The organism is Micromonospora sp. NPDC048947 (assembly GCF_040649495.1).
Classification (GTDB): Bacteria; Actinomycetota; Actinomycetes; order Mycobacteriales; family Micromonosporaceae; genus Micromonospora; species Micromonospora alfalfae.
In genome coordinates, this window is sequence record NZ_JBEZFO010000032.1 from 33,488 (window position 1) to 49,441 (window position 15,954).

Genomic DNA, 15,954 nt, shown 5'->3' on the forward strand with positions numbered 1-15,954 from the left:
TGAGGGGACTTCCGATGAACCCGTTCCGGCGGGCCGACCACGCCGACACCGAGCGGCTGCTCGACTCGGTCCCTGCCTGGGTGGACGCCCCGGTGGATCAGGTTCCCTCCGCCCCGCCCACGGAGGCGGACGCGAACCCACCTGAGGTGCACCTGAGCGCCTCGCACGTGCCCCCGGCCGAGCCGGTGGTCGCGTTGCTCGCCGCGGCGGCCGGCCCCGTCCGCCCGGGCGAGTTGGCCGGAGAGGACGCCGCGGTGGTCGCGTTCCGGGCCGCCCGGGCCAACCCGGCGCCGGTCGTGCCGCAGCGGCCACGCCGTCGCCGGATGACCACCGGCGCGGTGGCCTGGATCGGCGCGGTGGCAGCTACCGCCACGGCGGGGGCCGCCTTCGCCGCGGTCGCCCGGGACCGCGAGCCAGACCCGGTCGCACCGGCACCGTCGCGCCCGTCACCCTCGCCGCACCAGGGCGCATCCCGGTCGACCGAGCCCGGTCGTTCGGTGGGCCCTGACGTCGCGTCGCCGGGCGCGCCGCCGTCCGTCACCGCCACACCGCCGACCGGTGCCACCACCGTCGGCCAGATGCACGGACTGTGCCGCGCGTGGCGGGCGAAGAAGCCCGAACAGCGGGAGAAGGCGCTGCGCACGCCGGCCTTCCAGAAGCTGGTGACCGCCGCCGGCGGACCCGGCAAGGTCGAGGCGTACTGCCAGCGGCTGGTACCCGAGACGAAGCCGTCCGAGCCGGCGAAGGTCACGCCCTCCGCGCCGGCGAAGGGCAAGCTGTCCCCTTCGGGGCAGGCCCCGCCATCACCGCCGCGACCGGGCCACCCCACCGGCGGCTGACCGGCTGGCGGTTGGGAGCGGTTTGGTTCCGCCCTCCTTCGGAAATTCGTCTGTTAGACAGAGGTTGGTGGCACCGTGCACGCCCCCCGACGGTGTCGGTGGGTGGGTTTACGGTGGCACAGTGTGCCGGACCCGGCACATCGGAGAGGGGGCCCTACCCTTGGTGACGTCATCCGACCTGGACCGCAGCGCCATCCTGCGCGAGTCCGCAGCCGCAGTCCGACACCTCGCCCGGATCTGCTTCAAGACCGGCCCACCCACCCACACCGGCGTCGAACTGGAATGGACCGTGCACGACGCCGCCGATCCCGCCCGCCCCGTCGACGCGACGAGGCTGCGGGCGGCGCTGGGGCGGCACAGCCCCGCCACGCTGGATGCCACCAGCCCAGCCGAGCCGCTGCGACACGGCGGCATGGTCACCCTGGAGCCCGGTGGCCAGTTGGAGATCTCCACCCCGCCCCGCCCCTCGGTCGCCACGTTGATCCGCGCCACCGAGGCCGACATCGCCCAGGTCACCGACCTGCTGGCCGCCGCCGGGCTGATCCTCGGCAGCAGCGGCATCGACCCCCACCGACGGCCCCGCCCGGTGGTGGAAACTCCCCGTTACCGCGCGATGCGCGGAGCCTTCGACCGCCACGGTCCGGCCGGCCGCACGATGATGTACAGCACCGCCGGCCTGCAGATCTGCCTCGACGCCGGCGAGCCGGACCAGGTCGCTGACCGCTGGGCCGCGGCCCACGCGGTCGGGCCCCCACTGCTCGCGGCGTTCGCCTCCGCCGCTCGACACGCCGGGCGGCGCACCGGTTGGGCCTCCGCCCGGATGGCCGCCTGGCTGGCCATCGACCCGACTCGGACCCGCCCGGTCTGGTCGCCCTCCCGGTCGGCGGACGATCCGACCGACGCCTGGATCAGCTACGTGCTCGCCGCGCCGCTGCTCTGTCTGCGCCGGCACAGCGCCGACTGGGCCGCGCCGCCCGGGGTGACGTTCGCCGACTGGCTCGACGGCGCGCTGCCCCAACCGCCCACCGCCGATGACCTCGACTACCACGTGAGCACCCTCTTTCCGCCGGTGCGGCCGCGCGGCTACCTGGAGCTGCGCTACCTGGACGCCCAACCTGATCGCGGCTGGCGGCTGCCACTGGCGGTGGTGACCGCCTTGTTCGCTGACCCGGGCACCGTGCGCGAGGCGTACACGATCGCCGCGCCGGTGGCGCACCGCTGGTCGGCCGCCGCCCGGCACGGCCTGGCCGATCCGCCGCTGGCCGCCGCCGCGGCGGCCCTGCTCGACCTGGCAGTGAACACCATGCCCCGACTGGAGCTGCCGGCCAGCACCCACGACGAGATCCGGCGAGGGATACGCCAGCGGCGGGCCGCCGCAGAGAGGAGAGACCAGTGAGCGCGAGGAGTGAGCCGGTGTTGCGAGCCGCGCAGTCGCGAACGGAGGACGACCCGGTGAGCGCGAGGAGTGAGCCGGTGTCACGAGCCTCGACGGCGGGCCGCGTCGACGGCGAGCGGTTGCGCGACCACATCGCTGTGGAGTTGGCCCGGGCCCGCGCCCGCAGCGCGTTGCTGACCGAGGTGGTCGACGACGCCGATCTGACCCGCCAGCACTCACCGCTGATGTCGCCGTTGGTCTGGGACCTCGCCCATGTCGGTAACCAGGAGGAGCTCTGGTTGGTCCGGGACGTCGGGGGCCGGGAGCCGGTCCGGTGTGACATCGACGAGCTGTACGACGCGTTCAAACAGCCGCGCCGGGACCGCCCTGCCCTGCCCCTGTTGCCGCCCGCGGAGGCGCGCGCCTACCTGGCAACCGTTCGGGACAAGGTGCACGACCTGCTCGACGCGGTGACCTTCACCGAGCGGCCGCTGGTCGCCGACGGGTTCGCCTTCGGCATGATCGTGCAGCACGAGCAGCAGCACGACGAGACAATGCTCGCCACCCACCAGCTGCGCTCGGGGCCGGCGGTGCTGCACGCCCCGGCGCCGCCCGAGGCGTCGGTACGGGTCGGCGCGGAGGTGCTGGTGCCGGCCGGCGAGTTCACCATGGGCACCGACACCGATCCGTGGGCGTTGGACAACGAACGTCCGGCGCACCGGGTCGACCTCCCGGCGTACGTCATCGACGCCGCCCCCGTGACCAACGGCCAGTACGCGGCCTTCATCGCCGACGGCGGCTACACCGAGCAGCGCTGGTGGAGCGCGGCCGGCTGGGAGCATCGGGTTCGGGAGCAACTGAGCGCCCCGATGCACTGGCGTCCCGACGGCGACGACTGGTCGTATCGGCGCTTCGGTCAGTGGGCGCGGGTGCGCGCCGACGAGCCGGTGGTGCATGTGTGCTGGTACGAGGCGCAGGCGTACGCGGCGTGGGCCGGCAAGCGGCTGCCGACCGAGGCGGAGTGGGAGAAGGCGGCCCGGTGGGATCCGGCGACCGGTCGGTCGCGTCGTTACCCCTGGGGGGACGACGACCCGACCGAGGCGCACGCCAACCTCGACCAGCGCCATCTGCGGCCGGCGCCGGTGGGCGCGTATCCGGCCGGCGCGTCGCCCTTGGGTGTGCACCAGCTCATCGGCGACGTCTGGGAGTGGACCTCGACCGCGTTCGACGGGCATCCCGGGTTCGCCGCGTTCCCCTATCGCGAATACTCGGAGGTCTTCTTCGGCGGCGACTACCGGGTGCTGCGCGGTGGCTCGTTCGGCACCGACCGCTCCGCCTGCCGGGGCACCTTCCGTAACTGGGACTATCCGATCCGCCGTCAGATCTTCAGCGGTTTCCGCTGCGCCCGGGACGCGCGACCGGACGAGACGTACCGGTGAGTCGCCGCACGACCGGCGGCCCGGCGGCGGGCCGGGGGCGCTGATGTGTCGCCACCTGGCCTACCTGGGGCCGCCGGTCACCCTGGCCGAGCTGTTGTTCGACAGTCCGCACTCGCTGGTGCGGCAGTCCTGGGCGCCTCGCGACATGCGCGGCGGCGGCACGATCAACGCTGACGGGTTCGGTGTCGGCTGGTACCCGGGGGAGGGTGAGCCGGTGCGGTACCGGCGGGCGCAGCCGATCTGGAGCGATCCGACCATCGCCCAACTGGCGGCGGTGACCAGCAGCGCGGCGGTGGTGGCGGCGGTCCGCTCGGCCACGGTCGGGATGGCGGTGCTCGACAACGCGGCGGCGCCCTTCGCCGAGGGGCGGTGGCTGTTCAGCCACAACGGTGTGGTGCGCGGCTGGCCGGACGCCGTGGTGCCGCTCGCCGCCGGTCTGCCGGTGCGTGACCTGCTCACTCTGGACGCCTCCACCGACTCGGCGCTGCTCTGGGCGCTGGTGCGGCATCGGTTGCGCGCTGGTGCCGACCCGGTCGAGGCGGTCGGGCGGACGGTGACCGATGTCGCCGCCGCAGCCCCAGGGTCGCGGCTCAACCTGCTGCTCACCGACGGGCACCGGGTGGTGGCGAGCGTGGCGGGGCACGCGTTGTCGGTCCGCGAGACGCCGGGTTCGGTGCTGCTCGCCTCCGAGCCACACGACGACGATCCCGGGTGGCGGTCGGTGCCGGAGGGGCACCTCGTCGTCGCCACAGCGGGTGAGGTGCGCGTACGTCCACTGCCGATCCCGGTGAGCCGCGCCGGGCAGGCACGCAACGGTTGAGCGAACAGAGGAGCGAACCGATGACCGCGGAACCCCTGGAGATCTACCTCGAAGAGGGTGACCTGGAGCGTGGCCTGCGCGACGACGTCCGGGCCGGGTTGAGCGCCGGCCGCAAGTGGCTGCCGCCGAAGTGGTTCTACGACGCTCGGGGCAGCGAACTCTTCGAGGAGATCACCCGACTGCCCGAGTACTACCCGACCCGGGCCGAGCGGGCCGTGCTGGCCGCGCACGCTGCCGACATCGCGGCGCTGACCGGGGCCAAGACGCTCATCGAGTTGGGCTCCGGCTCGTCGGAGAAGACCCGGCTGCTGCTGGACGCCTTCACCCGCCGAGGTGGGCTGGGTACGTTCGTCCCCCTCGACGTGTCGGTCAGTGCGCTGCGCGGGTCCACCGCCCAGATCGCGGCCGACTATCCCGGCCTGCGGGTGCGGGGCATCGTGGGGGACTTCACCAGGCAACTGGACCGGCTGCCCACCGGCGGTCGGCGGTTGGTGGTGTTCCTCGGTGGCACCATCGGCAACCTGTTGCCCGCCGAGCGGGCCGAGTTCCTGACGGCGATGCGCGCCGCGTTGGAGGTCGGCGACTGGTTGTTGCTCGGCACGGACCTGGTGAAGGACCCGTCGGTGATAGTGCCGGCCTACGACGACGCCGCCGGGGTCACCGCCGAGTTCAACCGCAATGTGCTGCACGTGATCAATCGGGAGTTGGGCGCCGATTTCGACCCGGCCGCGTTCGAGCATGTCGCCGTGTGGGATCCCGACCACGAGTGGATCGAGATGCGGTTGCGGGCGACCCGGCCGATGAGCGTGCGGGTGCTGGGGCTGACTGTCGATTTCGCGGCGGGGGAGGAGCTGCGTACCGAGGTCTCGGCGAAGTTCCACCGGGAGGGGGTCGCCGCGGAGCTGGCCACTGCCGGCTTCGCCGCGACGGAGTTCTGGACCGACCCGGACGCGCTCTTCGGTGTCACGTTGGCGCGGGCGCGGTGAGCCTGTTCACCCGGCGCGGTCGGGCCGGGTGGTGATCCGATAGGCTGATCACGCGAAGGGGAGTAGCCCCCAATGTCGTGGTCGACATACTGGTGCGTTCCGCATCCGGCCACGCGGCCCCGGTTTCCTCGGGGCGGGCGAGACCTTCGACTCAGGCTGTTGCAGCCGGGTCGAGGGCGCCCCTGTACCTCCTCCCGGCGTGAACGGGAAGGATGTCATGGAGGGATTTTTCGCCGCGCTGGTAGTCAGCTTCGGCGTCATCTTCGTCGCCGAGCTGGGGGACAAGTCCCAGCTGATGGCGCTGACCTTCGCCACGCGCTTCAAACCGATTCCGGTGCTGATCGGCATCACGGTCGCCACCGCCGTGGTGCACCTGGCGTCGGTCGCCATCGGCGCGAGTCTCGGGGCGGTCCTGCCGACCGAGTGGATCTCCCTGGTTGCCGGCGTGGCGTTCCTCGGGTTCGGTGCGTGGACGTTGCGCGGGGACAAGCTCACCGAGGAGGAGAAGCGCAAGGCGGAGAAGACCAACAAGACCGCGCTGGTCGCGGTGTCCGTGGCGTTCTTCCTCGCCGAGCTGGGCGACAAGACGATGCTCGCCACGATCACGCTCGCCACCAAGTACGGCTGGTTCGGCACCTGGCTCGGCTCCACCATCGGCATGGTGGCCGCCGACGCGCTGGCCATCCTGGTCGGCCGGATGCTCGGCCGGCGGCTGCCGGAGAAGACCATCAAGTACGGTGCCGCGATCCTCTTCGCCATCTCCGGTCTCTGGCTGATCCTCGAAGCGGTGAACGAGCTGACCTGAGCGCCGACTAGCTGCCCGGAGGGCGGGTAACGGCCCGGGGTGGAGCCAGCCGAGTTGTTGCGCCAGGGCGACCAGGTGCTGGTTGCCGTGGTGGAGGTGGCCGGCGCGCTGGTGATCTTCGTGGGTGCGGTGTGGGCGGCGGTGCGGTTCGTGGTCGAAGGGCTGCGACACCGCACCGCCGCCCGCTTCACGCCGATCCGGCTCTCGCTGGGCCGCTTTCTGACCCTCGGCCTGGAATTCCAGCTGGCGGCCGACGTGCTGCGCACGGCGGTGTCCCCGTCGTTCACGCAGATCGGCCAACTGGCCGCCATCGCGACGATCCGAACGGCGTTGAACTACTTCCTGGGCCGCGAGATCCGTCAGGAGCAGCGTCAGGTGGCCGAGGGGGAGCGTCGACCGTGACGGGCACCCTGGTCACGGCGGTCACCGCCCTGGCGCTGGTCGCCGGGGTGCTCACCACGCTCACCACCGGGGCGCTTCGCCGCGGCGTCCGGGTGGTGCTGGACCTGCTCACCGCGGCCGGCCTGCTGCACCTCGCCGGCGAGCCGGGGTGGAACGGCCTGGCCGGCGCGGTGGCGATCATCGCCCTCCGTCAGCTGCTCGGTGCGGCGCTCAGCCGCCGACCCCCATGGTCCGGTCGACAATCCCCGGCGCCCTGCGCTGAGGACGATCACCACCTACCGTTGGCCTCGACAGGTGAAACGGGAAAAGCGGGAGGATGACCACATGAGCCGGCACGACGAACCGAACGAGTACGGCTACGCCGGCGGCGCCACCGCCCCGGAGCCGCCGCCCGGTGGGAAGCCCGACGAGCAGGATCGCGTCGAGGCGGTGGCGGTGCCGGGCGACGACCTCACCGGGCCGACGGCCGAGGCGCTGGTCGAGGAGACCGAGGACCTGCCGCCCGCCGACCGTCGCCGCTGAGCGCCAGCCCGCGCGGTTGGTGCGGCGGCGCGGCAGGGCGGCGAAACCGCGCTCGCCGCGCCGCCCTTGGCGCTTCGCGTTCGCTGAATCGCGTCGACGCGGTCAGCGGGCGTCGGGATGCTGGTAGACGTCGGGTACGCCGTCCCCGTCGGCGTCCAGCCGCTCCCGCTCTGCCACTCTCCGGTACGCCGCGTTGCGGCGGACGAGCACCGTGGCGGCCAGCCCGGCGGAGAGCACCGAGCCGAGCAGCACCGCCGCCTTGACCCGTTCGCCAGCGGTGCTGCCCGCCCCGAAGGCCAGGTCGCCGATGAGCAGCGAGACGGTGAAGCCGACGCCGGCCAGCAGGGCGATGCCGAGCAGGTCGGCCCAGGTGATGTCCTCGTCCAGTTCGGCGCGGGTGAACCGGGCCAGCAGGTACGTCGAGCCGAAGATGCCGATGCTCTTGCCGAACACCAGACCGGCGACGATGGCGATCACGATCGGGTCGCGTAGCAGGGCGCCCAGGTCGGTGCCGCGCAGTGTGACCCCGGCGGCGAAGAAGGCGAAGATCGGCACCGCGAAGCCGGCCGACACCGGCCGCCAGCGGTGCTCCAGGCGGGCGGCGAGCCCACCCTCGCCCGCCTCCGCGGTGCCTGCCTGCTCGTTCCCGGTGGTCGGCTGGTCGCCGCCCGCCCGTCGACGGGCGAGCACCGGGACCGTGAAGCCGAGCAGGACCCCGGCGACCGTGGCGTGCACGCCCGAGGCGTGCATCAGTGTCCAGGCGGCGATTGCGAGGGGGATCAGCGCCCACCACCAGGTACGCCCTCGCTGCACCAGCGCCGCGAAGAGCCCGATCGCCGCGAACGCGGCGAGCAGCGGAACGGGATGGAATCCGGCGGTGTAGAAGATCGCGATGATGATGATCGCGAACAGGTCGTCGACCACCGCGAGGGTGAGCAGGAATGCGCGCAGGCCCTGGGGCAGATGTGAGCTGACCACCGCGAGTACGGCGAGCGCGAAAGCGATGTCGGTGGCTGTCGGAATGGCCCAACCGCGTAGGCCCTCCCCGCCCCCGCTCAGCACCACCGCCACGTAGATCAGCGCCGGCAGCAGCATCCCGCCGAGCGCGGCCGCCATCGGCAGCGCGGCTCGGCGCGGGTCGCGCAGGTCACCGGCGACGAACTCCCGTTTGAGCTCCAGGCCCACCACGAAGAAGAAGATGGCCAGCAGGCCGTCGGCCGCCCAGGTGGCCAGATTCAGGTCGAGGTGCCAGGGCGCGCCGGGCCAGGGCACGACGTCGCCCAGCCGGGTGTACGAGTCGGACCACGGGGAGTTGGCCCAGATCAGCGCGATCAGAGCGCCTGACAGCAGCAGCGCGCCACCGACGGTCTCGGTGCGCAGCACCTCGGCCAGGTGCCGGGCCTGCGGCCAGGACGATCGGGAGAACAGCCGCATCTTCGGCGGACGCTGGCCGGTCGGCGGGGTGGGGGAGGTCAACTTCGGGCTCACCTACAGGAGTCGGGACGGCAGGAATCCACTCGCCGACCAGACTTCCCGGCACACCGCTGTCGACCCTATCCGGCGGTGCGGCCGGCGGCGACCGCTGGGCCGATCGGACGCCGTTCGATCGCGGCTTCGACTTTTCCCAGTTGTCGCCGCTGCCGAATGGACGTTTGTCGGGTTGGTCATGCGGGCGCACATCTCGCACCCGGAATATAGGTAACTCCGGACATAAGCCGTATGAGCCGCTTTAATGGTTTCACGAGTTTAGAGACGACCTTGGGGGTTTTCGTGAAGTTCTTTGCCGTAACCGGACCGGCACGGGGGCGCTCCTGATGGACCTGCTCCGCCAATTGCGCCACGTGCGTCGGCACTGGTGGGTCGCGCTGGTCACGGTCATGGTGGCTCTCGGCGTCTCGGCGTTCCTGACCGTACGGGCCCAACCTCGATACGTCGCCTCGGTGACCTTCTTCGTCACCACCCCCAACACCGGCGTCACCGACGCCTACCAGGGCGGGCTCTTCCTCCAGCAGCGCGTCAAGTCGTACGCCGACCTGCTCAGCAGCGACCGGCTGGCGCAGAGCGTGGTCGCCGAAACTCCGGTCGGCCTCACCGCGGACGAGGTTCAGCGCCGGGTGAGCACCTCCACCGAGACCGGCACCGTTCTGCTGCGGGCATCGGTCACCGACACCGACCAGACCCGCGCGTTGCGCGTGACGGAGAGCCTCGCCAACAAGTTCGTCGAACTCGTACAGAAGGTGGAGACGACGCCGGAGGGCAAGGCGCCCATCAAGATCGAGGTGGTCAGTGGCCCGCGGGTCAGCGCCAACCCGGTCTCGCCGCAGCCGGTCCGCAACCTCACCCTCGGTGGCCTGGTCGGCCTGATCCTGGGCATCGGTCTGGCGATCCTGCGCGGCGTCGCCGACGTCCGACTGCGCGACGCCGCCGGCCTGCAACGCGCCACCGGCAGCCCGCTGCTCGGTGAGATTCCGTTCGAGGCCAACGCCCGCAGCGCTCCGCTCATCGTGGGCGACGCCGCGACCTCGGCGCGCGCCGAGGCGGTCCGCAAGCTGCGGACCAACCTGCGCTTCGTGGACGTCCACGAGCCTGCCCGGGTCATCGCGGTGACCAGCGCCCTGCAGGGCGAGGGCAAGACCACCCTCTCCTGCAACCTGGCCATCGCCCTGGCCGAGGCGGGCTGGCGGGTGCTGCTCGTCGACGCCGATCTGCGCCGCCCGAAGGTCGACGACTACCTGGGCCTGGACGCCGGCGTCGGCCTCACCGACGTGCTGGTCGGCGACGTGAAGGTGGGCGACGTCGTGCAGCGCTGGGGCGACAAGTCGCTGCTGGTGCTGCCCAGCGGGTCGGCCCCGCCGAACCCGAGTGAGCTGCTCGGCTCCAAGGCCATGTCGGACCTGCTGCTGGCGCTGCGCGAGTCGGCGGACATCGTGATCATCGACACCGCGCCGCTGCTCGCGGTGACCGACGGCGTGGTGGTGGCCGTGCAGGCCGACGGCGCGCTGCTGGTGACCCAGCAGGGCCGTACCTCGCGCACCCAGGTCGCCGCGGCGGCCCGGTCACTGCACTCGGTCTCGGTCCGGCTGCTCGGCTGTGTGCTGAACATGGCCAAGGTCGCCAAGGCCGAGGCGTACCAGTACGAGGCCTACCGGGTGGTGGCCTCGACTGCCGAGGCGTCGGTGCCCGCCGACCGGGCCACGTCCGGCCGGCACAGCGCGACAGCCGACGGGGTCAACGGCGTCCCCGACCACACCCAGGAACTCACCCGGCTGCCCCGATGAGCGCGGCGAGGGGTCGCAGCGACCGTTCGATCTCCTCGGCGCAGCGTCGGAAGTCGGCCGCGGTACCGCCGATAGGGTCCCGAAGGTCGTCCTCGTCCGGGGCTGCGGGTTGCAGCCGTCCCCGGGCCTGGGCGGCGGCGACGATCGCCGCCCGCAGCGGGTCGTCGGCCGAGTCGGCGGGCGGCTCGGCCGCCGCGGCCAGCCGGCCGAACTGGCGCAGTGTGAACGTCCGGTGCAGCGCTCCCGGCGCCAACGAGGTACAGATCGAGCGTTGGCGTCGGGTCGCGGTCAGCACGAGCGTCGCGTCGACCAGATGCTCGGGGCGTAACCCCCGAGTCCGGAACGCCGCCGGGTCCGCACCGATCTCGGTCGCGACCTCCATGGCGTACGGGTGCATTGCCAGCCCGTCGATCGCGTCGGTGCCGGCGCTGGCCACCTCGACGGGTCGGTCGGCCAGCAGCCGACGGGCCAGGTACTCGGCCATCGGTGACCGGCACAGGTTGGCGTGGCAGACGAACAACACGCGATCAGCCATCGGTGCCCCTCTCATCGGTACGGACACCGGCGCTCGCACCGCCGGGGCGGTGCGTCGACGCCGGTGGTCGCGCGGGGAGGGGTTGTCGGCATCGTACGCGCGCCGCACGCCGGCCGGTCGTGGTGCCGCGCCGGTCGCCGGCGATCCCTGTGGGACGGAGGCGCGCCGGTGAAGATCGGCATCCTCTCGTACCACTTTCCGCCCGAGCCGGCGTTCATCCCGGGGAGCCTCGCCGAGGAGCTGGCCGCGCGTGGGCACGAGGTGCGGGTCCTCACCGGTTTCCCGGACTACCCCGGTGGCCACGTCTATCCCGGCTGGCGGCAGCGGTGGCACCACGAGACGCACAGCCAACGGCTGAGCGTCCGACGGGTGCCCCGGTACCCCGGGGGTTCCGCGTCCGTCGGCGGCCGGATGGCCAGCTACCTCTCCTTCGCCGGCAGCGCAGGGCTGGTCGCACGCCGGTTCCTCGGAGACGTGGATGCGCTCTACGTCTTTCAACTGCCGGCGACGACGTTCGCCGCCGCCGGGGTGCTCCGGTTGCTCGGGCGGGTGCCGGCGGTGCTGCACGTGCAGGACGTCTGGACCCGCGACGGCGCGGACGAGGGGAGCGAGGGCCGCTGGGCGGCGCGGATGCGCGGCACGATGACCCGGATCTACCGGAGCGCCGCGCGAATCGCGGTCGCGGCGCCGTCGATGAAGGACCTGGTGGTCGCCGCCGGTGCCGACCCGGCCCGGGTCCGACTGGTGCTGAACTGGACCGACGAGCGGATCTTCCATCCGGCGACACCCGGCGCGGCGGCCCGCCAGCTGGTTCGTCGTGACGGTCGGTGCGTGGTGATGCATGCCGGGACCATAGGGGCGCGCCAGGGGCTGGAGACGGCGGTCCGTGCGGCCGCGGCACTGGACCGGACGATGGATCTGGTTCTGGTCGGTTCCGGCGCGGCGGAGCGGCGGGTGCGGGGGCTCGCCGCGGAGCTGGGGGCGGAGAACGTTCGTTTCCTGGAGCGGCGGTCGCCGGTCGACATGCCCGAGCTGTACGCCGCCGCCGACTACCAGCTGGTCATGTTGCGCGACCTTCCGGAGCTGCGCGGCACTGTGCCCGGCAAACTCCAGGCCGCGCTCTCCTGCGCCGCGCCGGTCATCGCCTCCGCCGGTGGGGACACGGCCGAGTTGGTCGAACGGGCTCGGGCTGGGTTGTCCTGCCCGCCGGAGGACTGGGCGGCGTTGGCCGACAGGTTCTGGTTGGCAGCCACCATTCCGCCGCCGACCCGCACCGAGATGGGGCGCCGGGGGAGGGCCGCGTACCTGCGCGAGATGTCGTTGCCCGCGGGCGTGGACCAGATCGAACGGCTGTTGCACGAGGCCGCCGGACGGGTCGCAGAGCCCGCCACTGAACCACGAAGAAAGCTCGCTTAAGGGACGACAATTGCAATAACGGTACGAAATTCCCTCAGGCGTGCTAAGAACGTCAGGGAATCGACCTTCTGTCCGGTTCCGCGAATGGGAGTGTGGTGTGACGGTGAGCGAACGTCCGATCCGGCGACGGAGCCGGTCCCGGCGTCGTCGGCGGGCCCGACTGCGACGGGCCCTCCTCGGCGCCCTCGTGGTTGGCTCGCTGCTGCTGGCGACCGGCGGGTGGATCGGCTTCCGCGGCTGGCAGGCGCGCACCCACCTGCTCAACGCCGCCGGCTTGGCCCGAGAGTTGAGCGCCCAGATCGTCGGTGGGGACACCGACCGTGCCCTGCGGACGCTCGCCGCCCTTCAGGAGCAGGCCGGCGCGGCTCGTACGGCAACGGCAGACCCGAGCTGGGAGCTCGGACGGCGTACGCCGATCGCCGGCGACGACCTCGACGCCGTCGCGCAGATCGCGGTCGCCATCGACGAACTGGCCCGGCACGCGTTCCCGACCCTGCTCCGGACGGACCTGGCCAGCCTGGTGCCGACCGGCGGCCGCGTGGACCTCGCACGGCTCGCCGCCGTCTCCACGGAGCTGTCCGGGGTGCACGAGTCGGTGCAACGTACCCGCCAGAACCTGGCGGCGGTGCCGGCCGACAGTCTGGTCAGTCAGATCCGGCAGGCGCTGAGCGACCTGCGCGACGAGATCGACCGCCTCGCCAGCCTCACCACGGCCGCCGACCAGGGTGCCCGCCTGCTCCCGCCGCTGCTCGGCGCGAACGGCCCACGCCGCTACCTGCTCGTCTCGCAGAACCTCGCCGAGTTGCGCGCCACCGGCGGCATGTTCGGCGCGTACGCGATGATCGAGGCGGAGAACGGCAAGGTGAAGATGGGCAAGCAGGGCAGCACGTCCTCGCTCGGTCAGTTCACCCCGGCGCTGAAGGTGCCCGCCGAGACCCGGGCGCTCTGGACGGACCTGCCCGGCATCTACCCCGCCGACGTCAACCTGTCCCCGCACTTCCCGACCGCCGCCACGCTCTACCGCGAGATGTTCCGGCGCAAGACCGGCACCACTGTCGACGGCGTGCTCGCCGTTGATCCGGTGGTGCTGTCCTATCTGCTCAAGGCGACCGGTCCGGTGCTGGTGCCCGGCGGTGTCCCGCTCGCCAGCGAGAAGGTAGTGCAGACCCTGCTCAACGACAGCTACCAGAGTCTCGACGTCAAACAGCAGGACGAGTACTTCGCGGCGTCGGCGTCCGCGGTGTTCGACGCCTTCTTCAAGAAGAATGTCAACCCACGGGTGTTGTTGTCCGCATTTGACCGTGCTATCACCGAACGCCGGATATTGTTCTGGAGTGCCCGACCTGAGGAACAGCGGACATTCGGCGAGAGCCGGATGGCCGGGACGCTTCCGGAACAGGACACCGTGCCGACCGTCGGCGTGTTCCTCAACGACGGCAGCGGCGCGAAGCTCGGCTACTACCTGCGGCCGACGGCGAACCTGACGGTCGGCGAATGCCGATCGGACGGCCGCCGTGAGCTCCGGCTACGGGTGACCCTGCGCTCAACGGCGCCGAAGTTCGGACTTAGCAAATCCGTGCTCGGCCTGGGCCTGGCTGGCGATCCGTACACCGCCCGCACGTTGGTGTCGATCTTCAGCCCGGCTGGCGGCGCGGTGCTGGAGGCCCGGCTGGACGGGGTCGAGACGGCACTTGGCAGCGGCACCGAACGCCGCCGTCAGGTGGCGACGGCCAGCGTCGATGTCGGCCCCGGCGCCGAGCGGGCACTGGAGGTCACCCTGCTGACGGCCAAGACCGGCGTTGGGCAGGCCGAGCTGTGGCTGACCCCCACCGCCAGCCCCTGGACCACCCAAGTTCATTCCGCACCAAGCTGTGATCAGTAGGAGGGAACCAAATCATGCGGCTATCCCGCATCATCATGGCGCTCACGGTCGGCCTGGCCGTGGTGGCCGTGCCGACGGCAGCGGGGGCGGCACAGCCGCAGCCGCAGCCCACCGCGACGACCGACCCGCCGCAACCGCCGCCGTACCCGCCGACCGCCGCGTCGCTGACCGTCAACCGGCCGACGATCTACCTCGGCGAGACGGTAGTGCTCACCGGCACCAACTTCGGCCCGAACGAGACCGTCGACATCGACGTGACTGTCACTCCGCAGGCCGCTCCGGCCGGCGGCGCGGCTCCGGCTCGCCGCAGCGACGGCAGCACCGTGGCAATGGCTCCGGTGGCCTACCAGGCGAGCGCGCCCCTGCACTTCACGGCGTACACCAACGCCCAGGGTCGCTTCACCAAGAGCTACAAGCCGTCGGTGACGGGTCTGCTGACCTTCACCGCCACGGGCCGGGAGTCCGGCCGTACCGCCACCACCGAGCTGCGGGTGCTGCACAAGAAGCAGCCGCTGCCCGTCACGGGTGACAGCCTCGGCACGCCCATGAAGCTCGGTGGCGGCCTGGTCGGCGCCGGAGCGGTGATGCTGCTGCTGACCCTGGCCTGGCGTCGTCGCCAGCGCTTCGGTGGCGCGGCGCACTAATCCACACCACCGGGCCGCGCCCGGACAGCACGCAAGCTGGCGCCCGTCGGAACACTCCGACGGGCGCCAGCCTGTTCGGATGGACGCCCGCCAGCGCCGTCCCCCGGGCCGTCGTCAGTCCGGCCATGCCCGCCGGTGTCGACGTCGACATCGAGCGGTACGGCCAACGTCCAGCGCTGCCGTATCGAGGGTCAGCCCGGCCCGCACCCGTCACCGGCGACAGTCTCTTCCCAGGCGGGGTGGGTAACACCGCCGAACGGCCTTCAACACGGTCACGCTGAGGCGCTGCCCAGCCCGCGTGTCCGCCAGCTGCCCATCTGCGGCCTCGGCGTGCGGCTTCGGTGTGTCTGCGGCCTTTGCGCGGTCGACCCATTCATGATCGACTCGGGTTTCATGATGTCGGGGTGTCCGGCCGTCCGGGATGCCCCGTCTTCCGTGAACCCGAGTGGATCACGTGTGGTGGGGGCGATTCGACGCCTTGGATGCGGCGCTGGATGGGTGGTTTGTCCGTGACCGGGGGTTTCTGGGTGGTGACCGGGCGCACTCGTGGGTCGGAATCGTGGCGGGGCGGGGGTCGTTGCATACCCTGACGATCGCAGCACCACCGGCTCGCCGCCCGCCCCATCGGGGCAGGTCGCCCTGGTTGGAATGCCGGCCAACGCCCGGTCGTTGCAGTCCCCACGAACGACCACCTGGCACCGCCTCGACGGGGGTGCCGGCGGGTGGGCCAACCCGGAATGACCCCGGTCCGCCGGTCGTTACACAGGGTCCCGGCGCCACGAGCCCCCCGGCTCGGCAGGTCGCCGACCCGACGCCCTGATGGACGTCACCCCCCCCAGACTTTTCCCCCTTGGTATGTGCAGCGCCGGACGAGGTGCTCACACCCCGCCGCCGCCCCCCTGGCGGTCGGGGTGTCCTACCCCCGAAGGAGCTACCCCTCATGAACACGATCTTCCGTAAGAGCATGCTGTCCGTTGCCGGTCTCGCGTTCGCCGGTGGTGTCTTCGCCGG

General features: G+C 71.9%; 15 protein-coding genes. 13 read left to right on the forward strand and 2 right to left on the reverse strand.

Translation table 11 applies throughout. The features are described from left to right. Nucleotides 1–14: 14 nt before the first annotated feature. The 9 genes from AB0B98_RS31215 to AB0B98_RS31255 all read left to right on the forward strand — a co-directional run bounded on the left by AB0B98_RS31215 (nt 15) and on the right by AB0B98_RS31255 (nt 7,188). Nucleotides 15–839 (forward strand): hypothetical protein, encoded by an 825-nt coding sequence (locus tag AB0B98_RS31215; RefSeq protein ID WP_357367250.1) that lies wholly within the window; start codon nt 15–17, stop codon nt 837–839. Nucleotides 840–999: 160 nt separating this feature from the next. Further along, the gene (gene egtA / locus AB0B98_RS31220) at nt 1,000–2,235 is read left to right on the forward strand and encodes an ergothioneine biosynthesis glutamate--cysteine ligase EgtA (RefSeq protein WP_357367252.1); all 1,236 of its coding nucleotides are present in this window, start codon (nt 1,000–1,002) and stop codon (nt 2,233–2,235) included. Nucleotides 2,236–2,312: 77 nt separating this feature from the next. Beyond that, on the forward strand, nt 2,313–3,653 hold the full coding sequence (gene egtB / locus AB0B98_RS31225) for an ergothioneine biosynthesis protein EgtB (protein WP_357367253.1): 1,341 nt from the start codon (nt 2,313–2,315) through the stop codon (nt 3,651–3,653). Nucleotides 3,654–3,696: 43 nt separating this feature from the next. Next, entirely contained in the window at nt 3,697–4,473 is a 777-nt protein-coding gene (gene egtC, locus AB0B98_RS31230) for an ergothioneine biosynthesis protein EgtC (RefSeq protein ID WP_357367255.1), read from the forward strand. 20 nt (nt 4,474–4,493) lie between these two features. Further along, entirely contained in the window at nt 4,494–5,459 is a 966-nt protein-coding gene (gene egtD, locus AB0B98_RS31235; protein WP_357367257.1) for an L-histidine N(alpha)-methyltransferase, read from the forward strand. Nucleotides 5,460–5,676: 217 nt separating this feature from the next. Beyond that, nucleotides 5,677–6,264 (forward strand): TMEM165/GDT1 family protein, encoded by a 588-nt coding sequence (locus tag AB0B98_RS31240; protein WP_124854391.1) that lies wholly within the window; start codon nt 5,677–5,679, stop codon nt 6,262–6,264. A 39-nt stretch (nt 6,265–6,303) separates the two neighbouring features. Further along, nucleotides 6,304–6,666, forward strand: coding sequence for a DUF1622 domain-containing protein (locus AB0B98_RS31245; protein WP_238672037.1), 363 nt, complete (start codon nt 6,304–6,306; stop codon nt 6,664–6,666). Next, complete coding sequence (locus tag AB0B98_RS31250) at nt 6,663–6,986, forward strand: hypothetical protein (protein WP_238672038.1); 324 nt, start codon at nt 6,663–6,665, stop codon at nt 6,984–6,986. Before AB0B98_RS31245 ends, AB0B98_RS31250 begins: the two co-directional genes overlap by 4 nt. A gap of 4 nt (nt 6,987–6,990) precedes the next feature. After that, nucleotides 6,991–7,188 carry a hypothetical protein gene (locus AB0B98_RS31255; RefSeq protein WP_238672039.1) on the forward strand — a complete coding sequence of 66 codons (198 nt, stop codon included), beginning with the start codon at nt 6,991–6,993 and terminating at the stop codon, nt 7,186–7,188. 102 nt (nt 7,189–7,290) lie between these two features. Here AB0B98_RS31255 and nhaA read toward each other — a convergent pair whose 3' ends face one another. Then, nucleotides 7,291–8,622, reverse strand: coding sequence for a Na+/H+ antiporter NhaA (nhaA, locus tag AB0B98_RS31260; RefSeq protein ID WP_357367270.1), 1,332 nt, complete (start codon nt 8,620–8,622; stop codon nt 7,291–7,293). Nucleotides 8,623–9,002: 380 nt separating this feature from the next. Between nhaA and AB0B98_RS31265 the strand changes: the two genes are divergently transcribed. Then, nucleotides 9,003–10,466: a polysaccharide biosynthesis tyrosine autokinase gene (locus AB0B98_RS31265; protein ID WP_357367260.1), complete on the forward strand. Its 1,464-nt coding sequence runs from the start codon at nt 9,003–9,005 to the stop codon at nt 10,464–10,466. Here AB0B98_RS31265 and AB0B98_RS31270 read toward each other — a convergent pair. Beyond that, nucleotides 10,447–11,001, reverse strand: a complete 555-nt coding sequence (locus tag AB0B98_RS31270; protein ID WP_357367262.1) for a low molecular weight phosphatase family protein — start codon at nt 10,999–11,001, stop codon at nt 10,447–10,449. The two genes, AB0B98_RS31265 and AB0B98_RS31270, sit on opposite strands and share 20 nt — an antisense overlap. Nucleotides 11,002–11,169: 168 nt before the next feature. Between AB0B98_RS31270 and AB0B98_RS31275 the strand changes: the two genes are divergently transcribed. The 3 genes from AB0B98_RS31275 to AB0B98_RS31285 all read left to right on the forward strand — a co-directional run bounded on the left by AB0B98_RS31275 (nt 11,170) and on the right by AB0B98_RS31285 (nt 14,943). Then, nucleotides 11,170–12,417, forward strand: coding sequence for a glycosyltransferase family 4 protein (locus tag AB0B98_RS31275; RefSeq protein WP_357367264.1), 1,248 nt, complete (start codon nt 11,170–11,172; stop codon nt 12,415–12,417). 103 nt (nt 12,418–12,520) lie between these two features. Further along, the gene (locus AB0B98_RS31280) at nt 12,521–14,299 is read left to right on the forward strand and encodes a DUF4012 domain-containing protein (protein WP_357367266.1); all 1,779 of its coding nucleotides are present in this window, start codon (nt 12,521–12,523) and stop codon (nt 14,297–14,299) included. A gap of 14 nt (nt 14,300–14,313) precedes the next feature. Then, nucleotides 14,314–14,943, forward strand: a complete 630-nt coding sequence (locus tag AB0B98_RS31285; RefSeq protein ID WP_357367268.1) for a hypothetical protein — start codon at nt 14,314–14,316, stop codon at nt 14,941–14,943. The last annotated feature ends 1,011 nt before the right edge of the window (nt 14,944–15,954 follow it).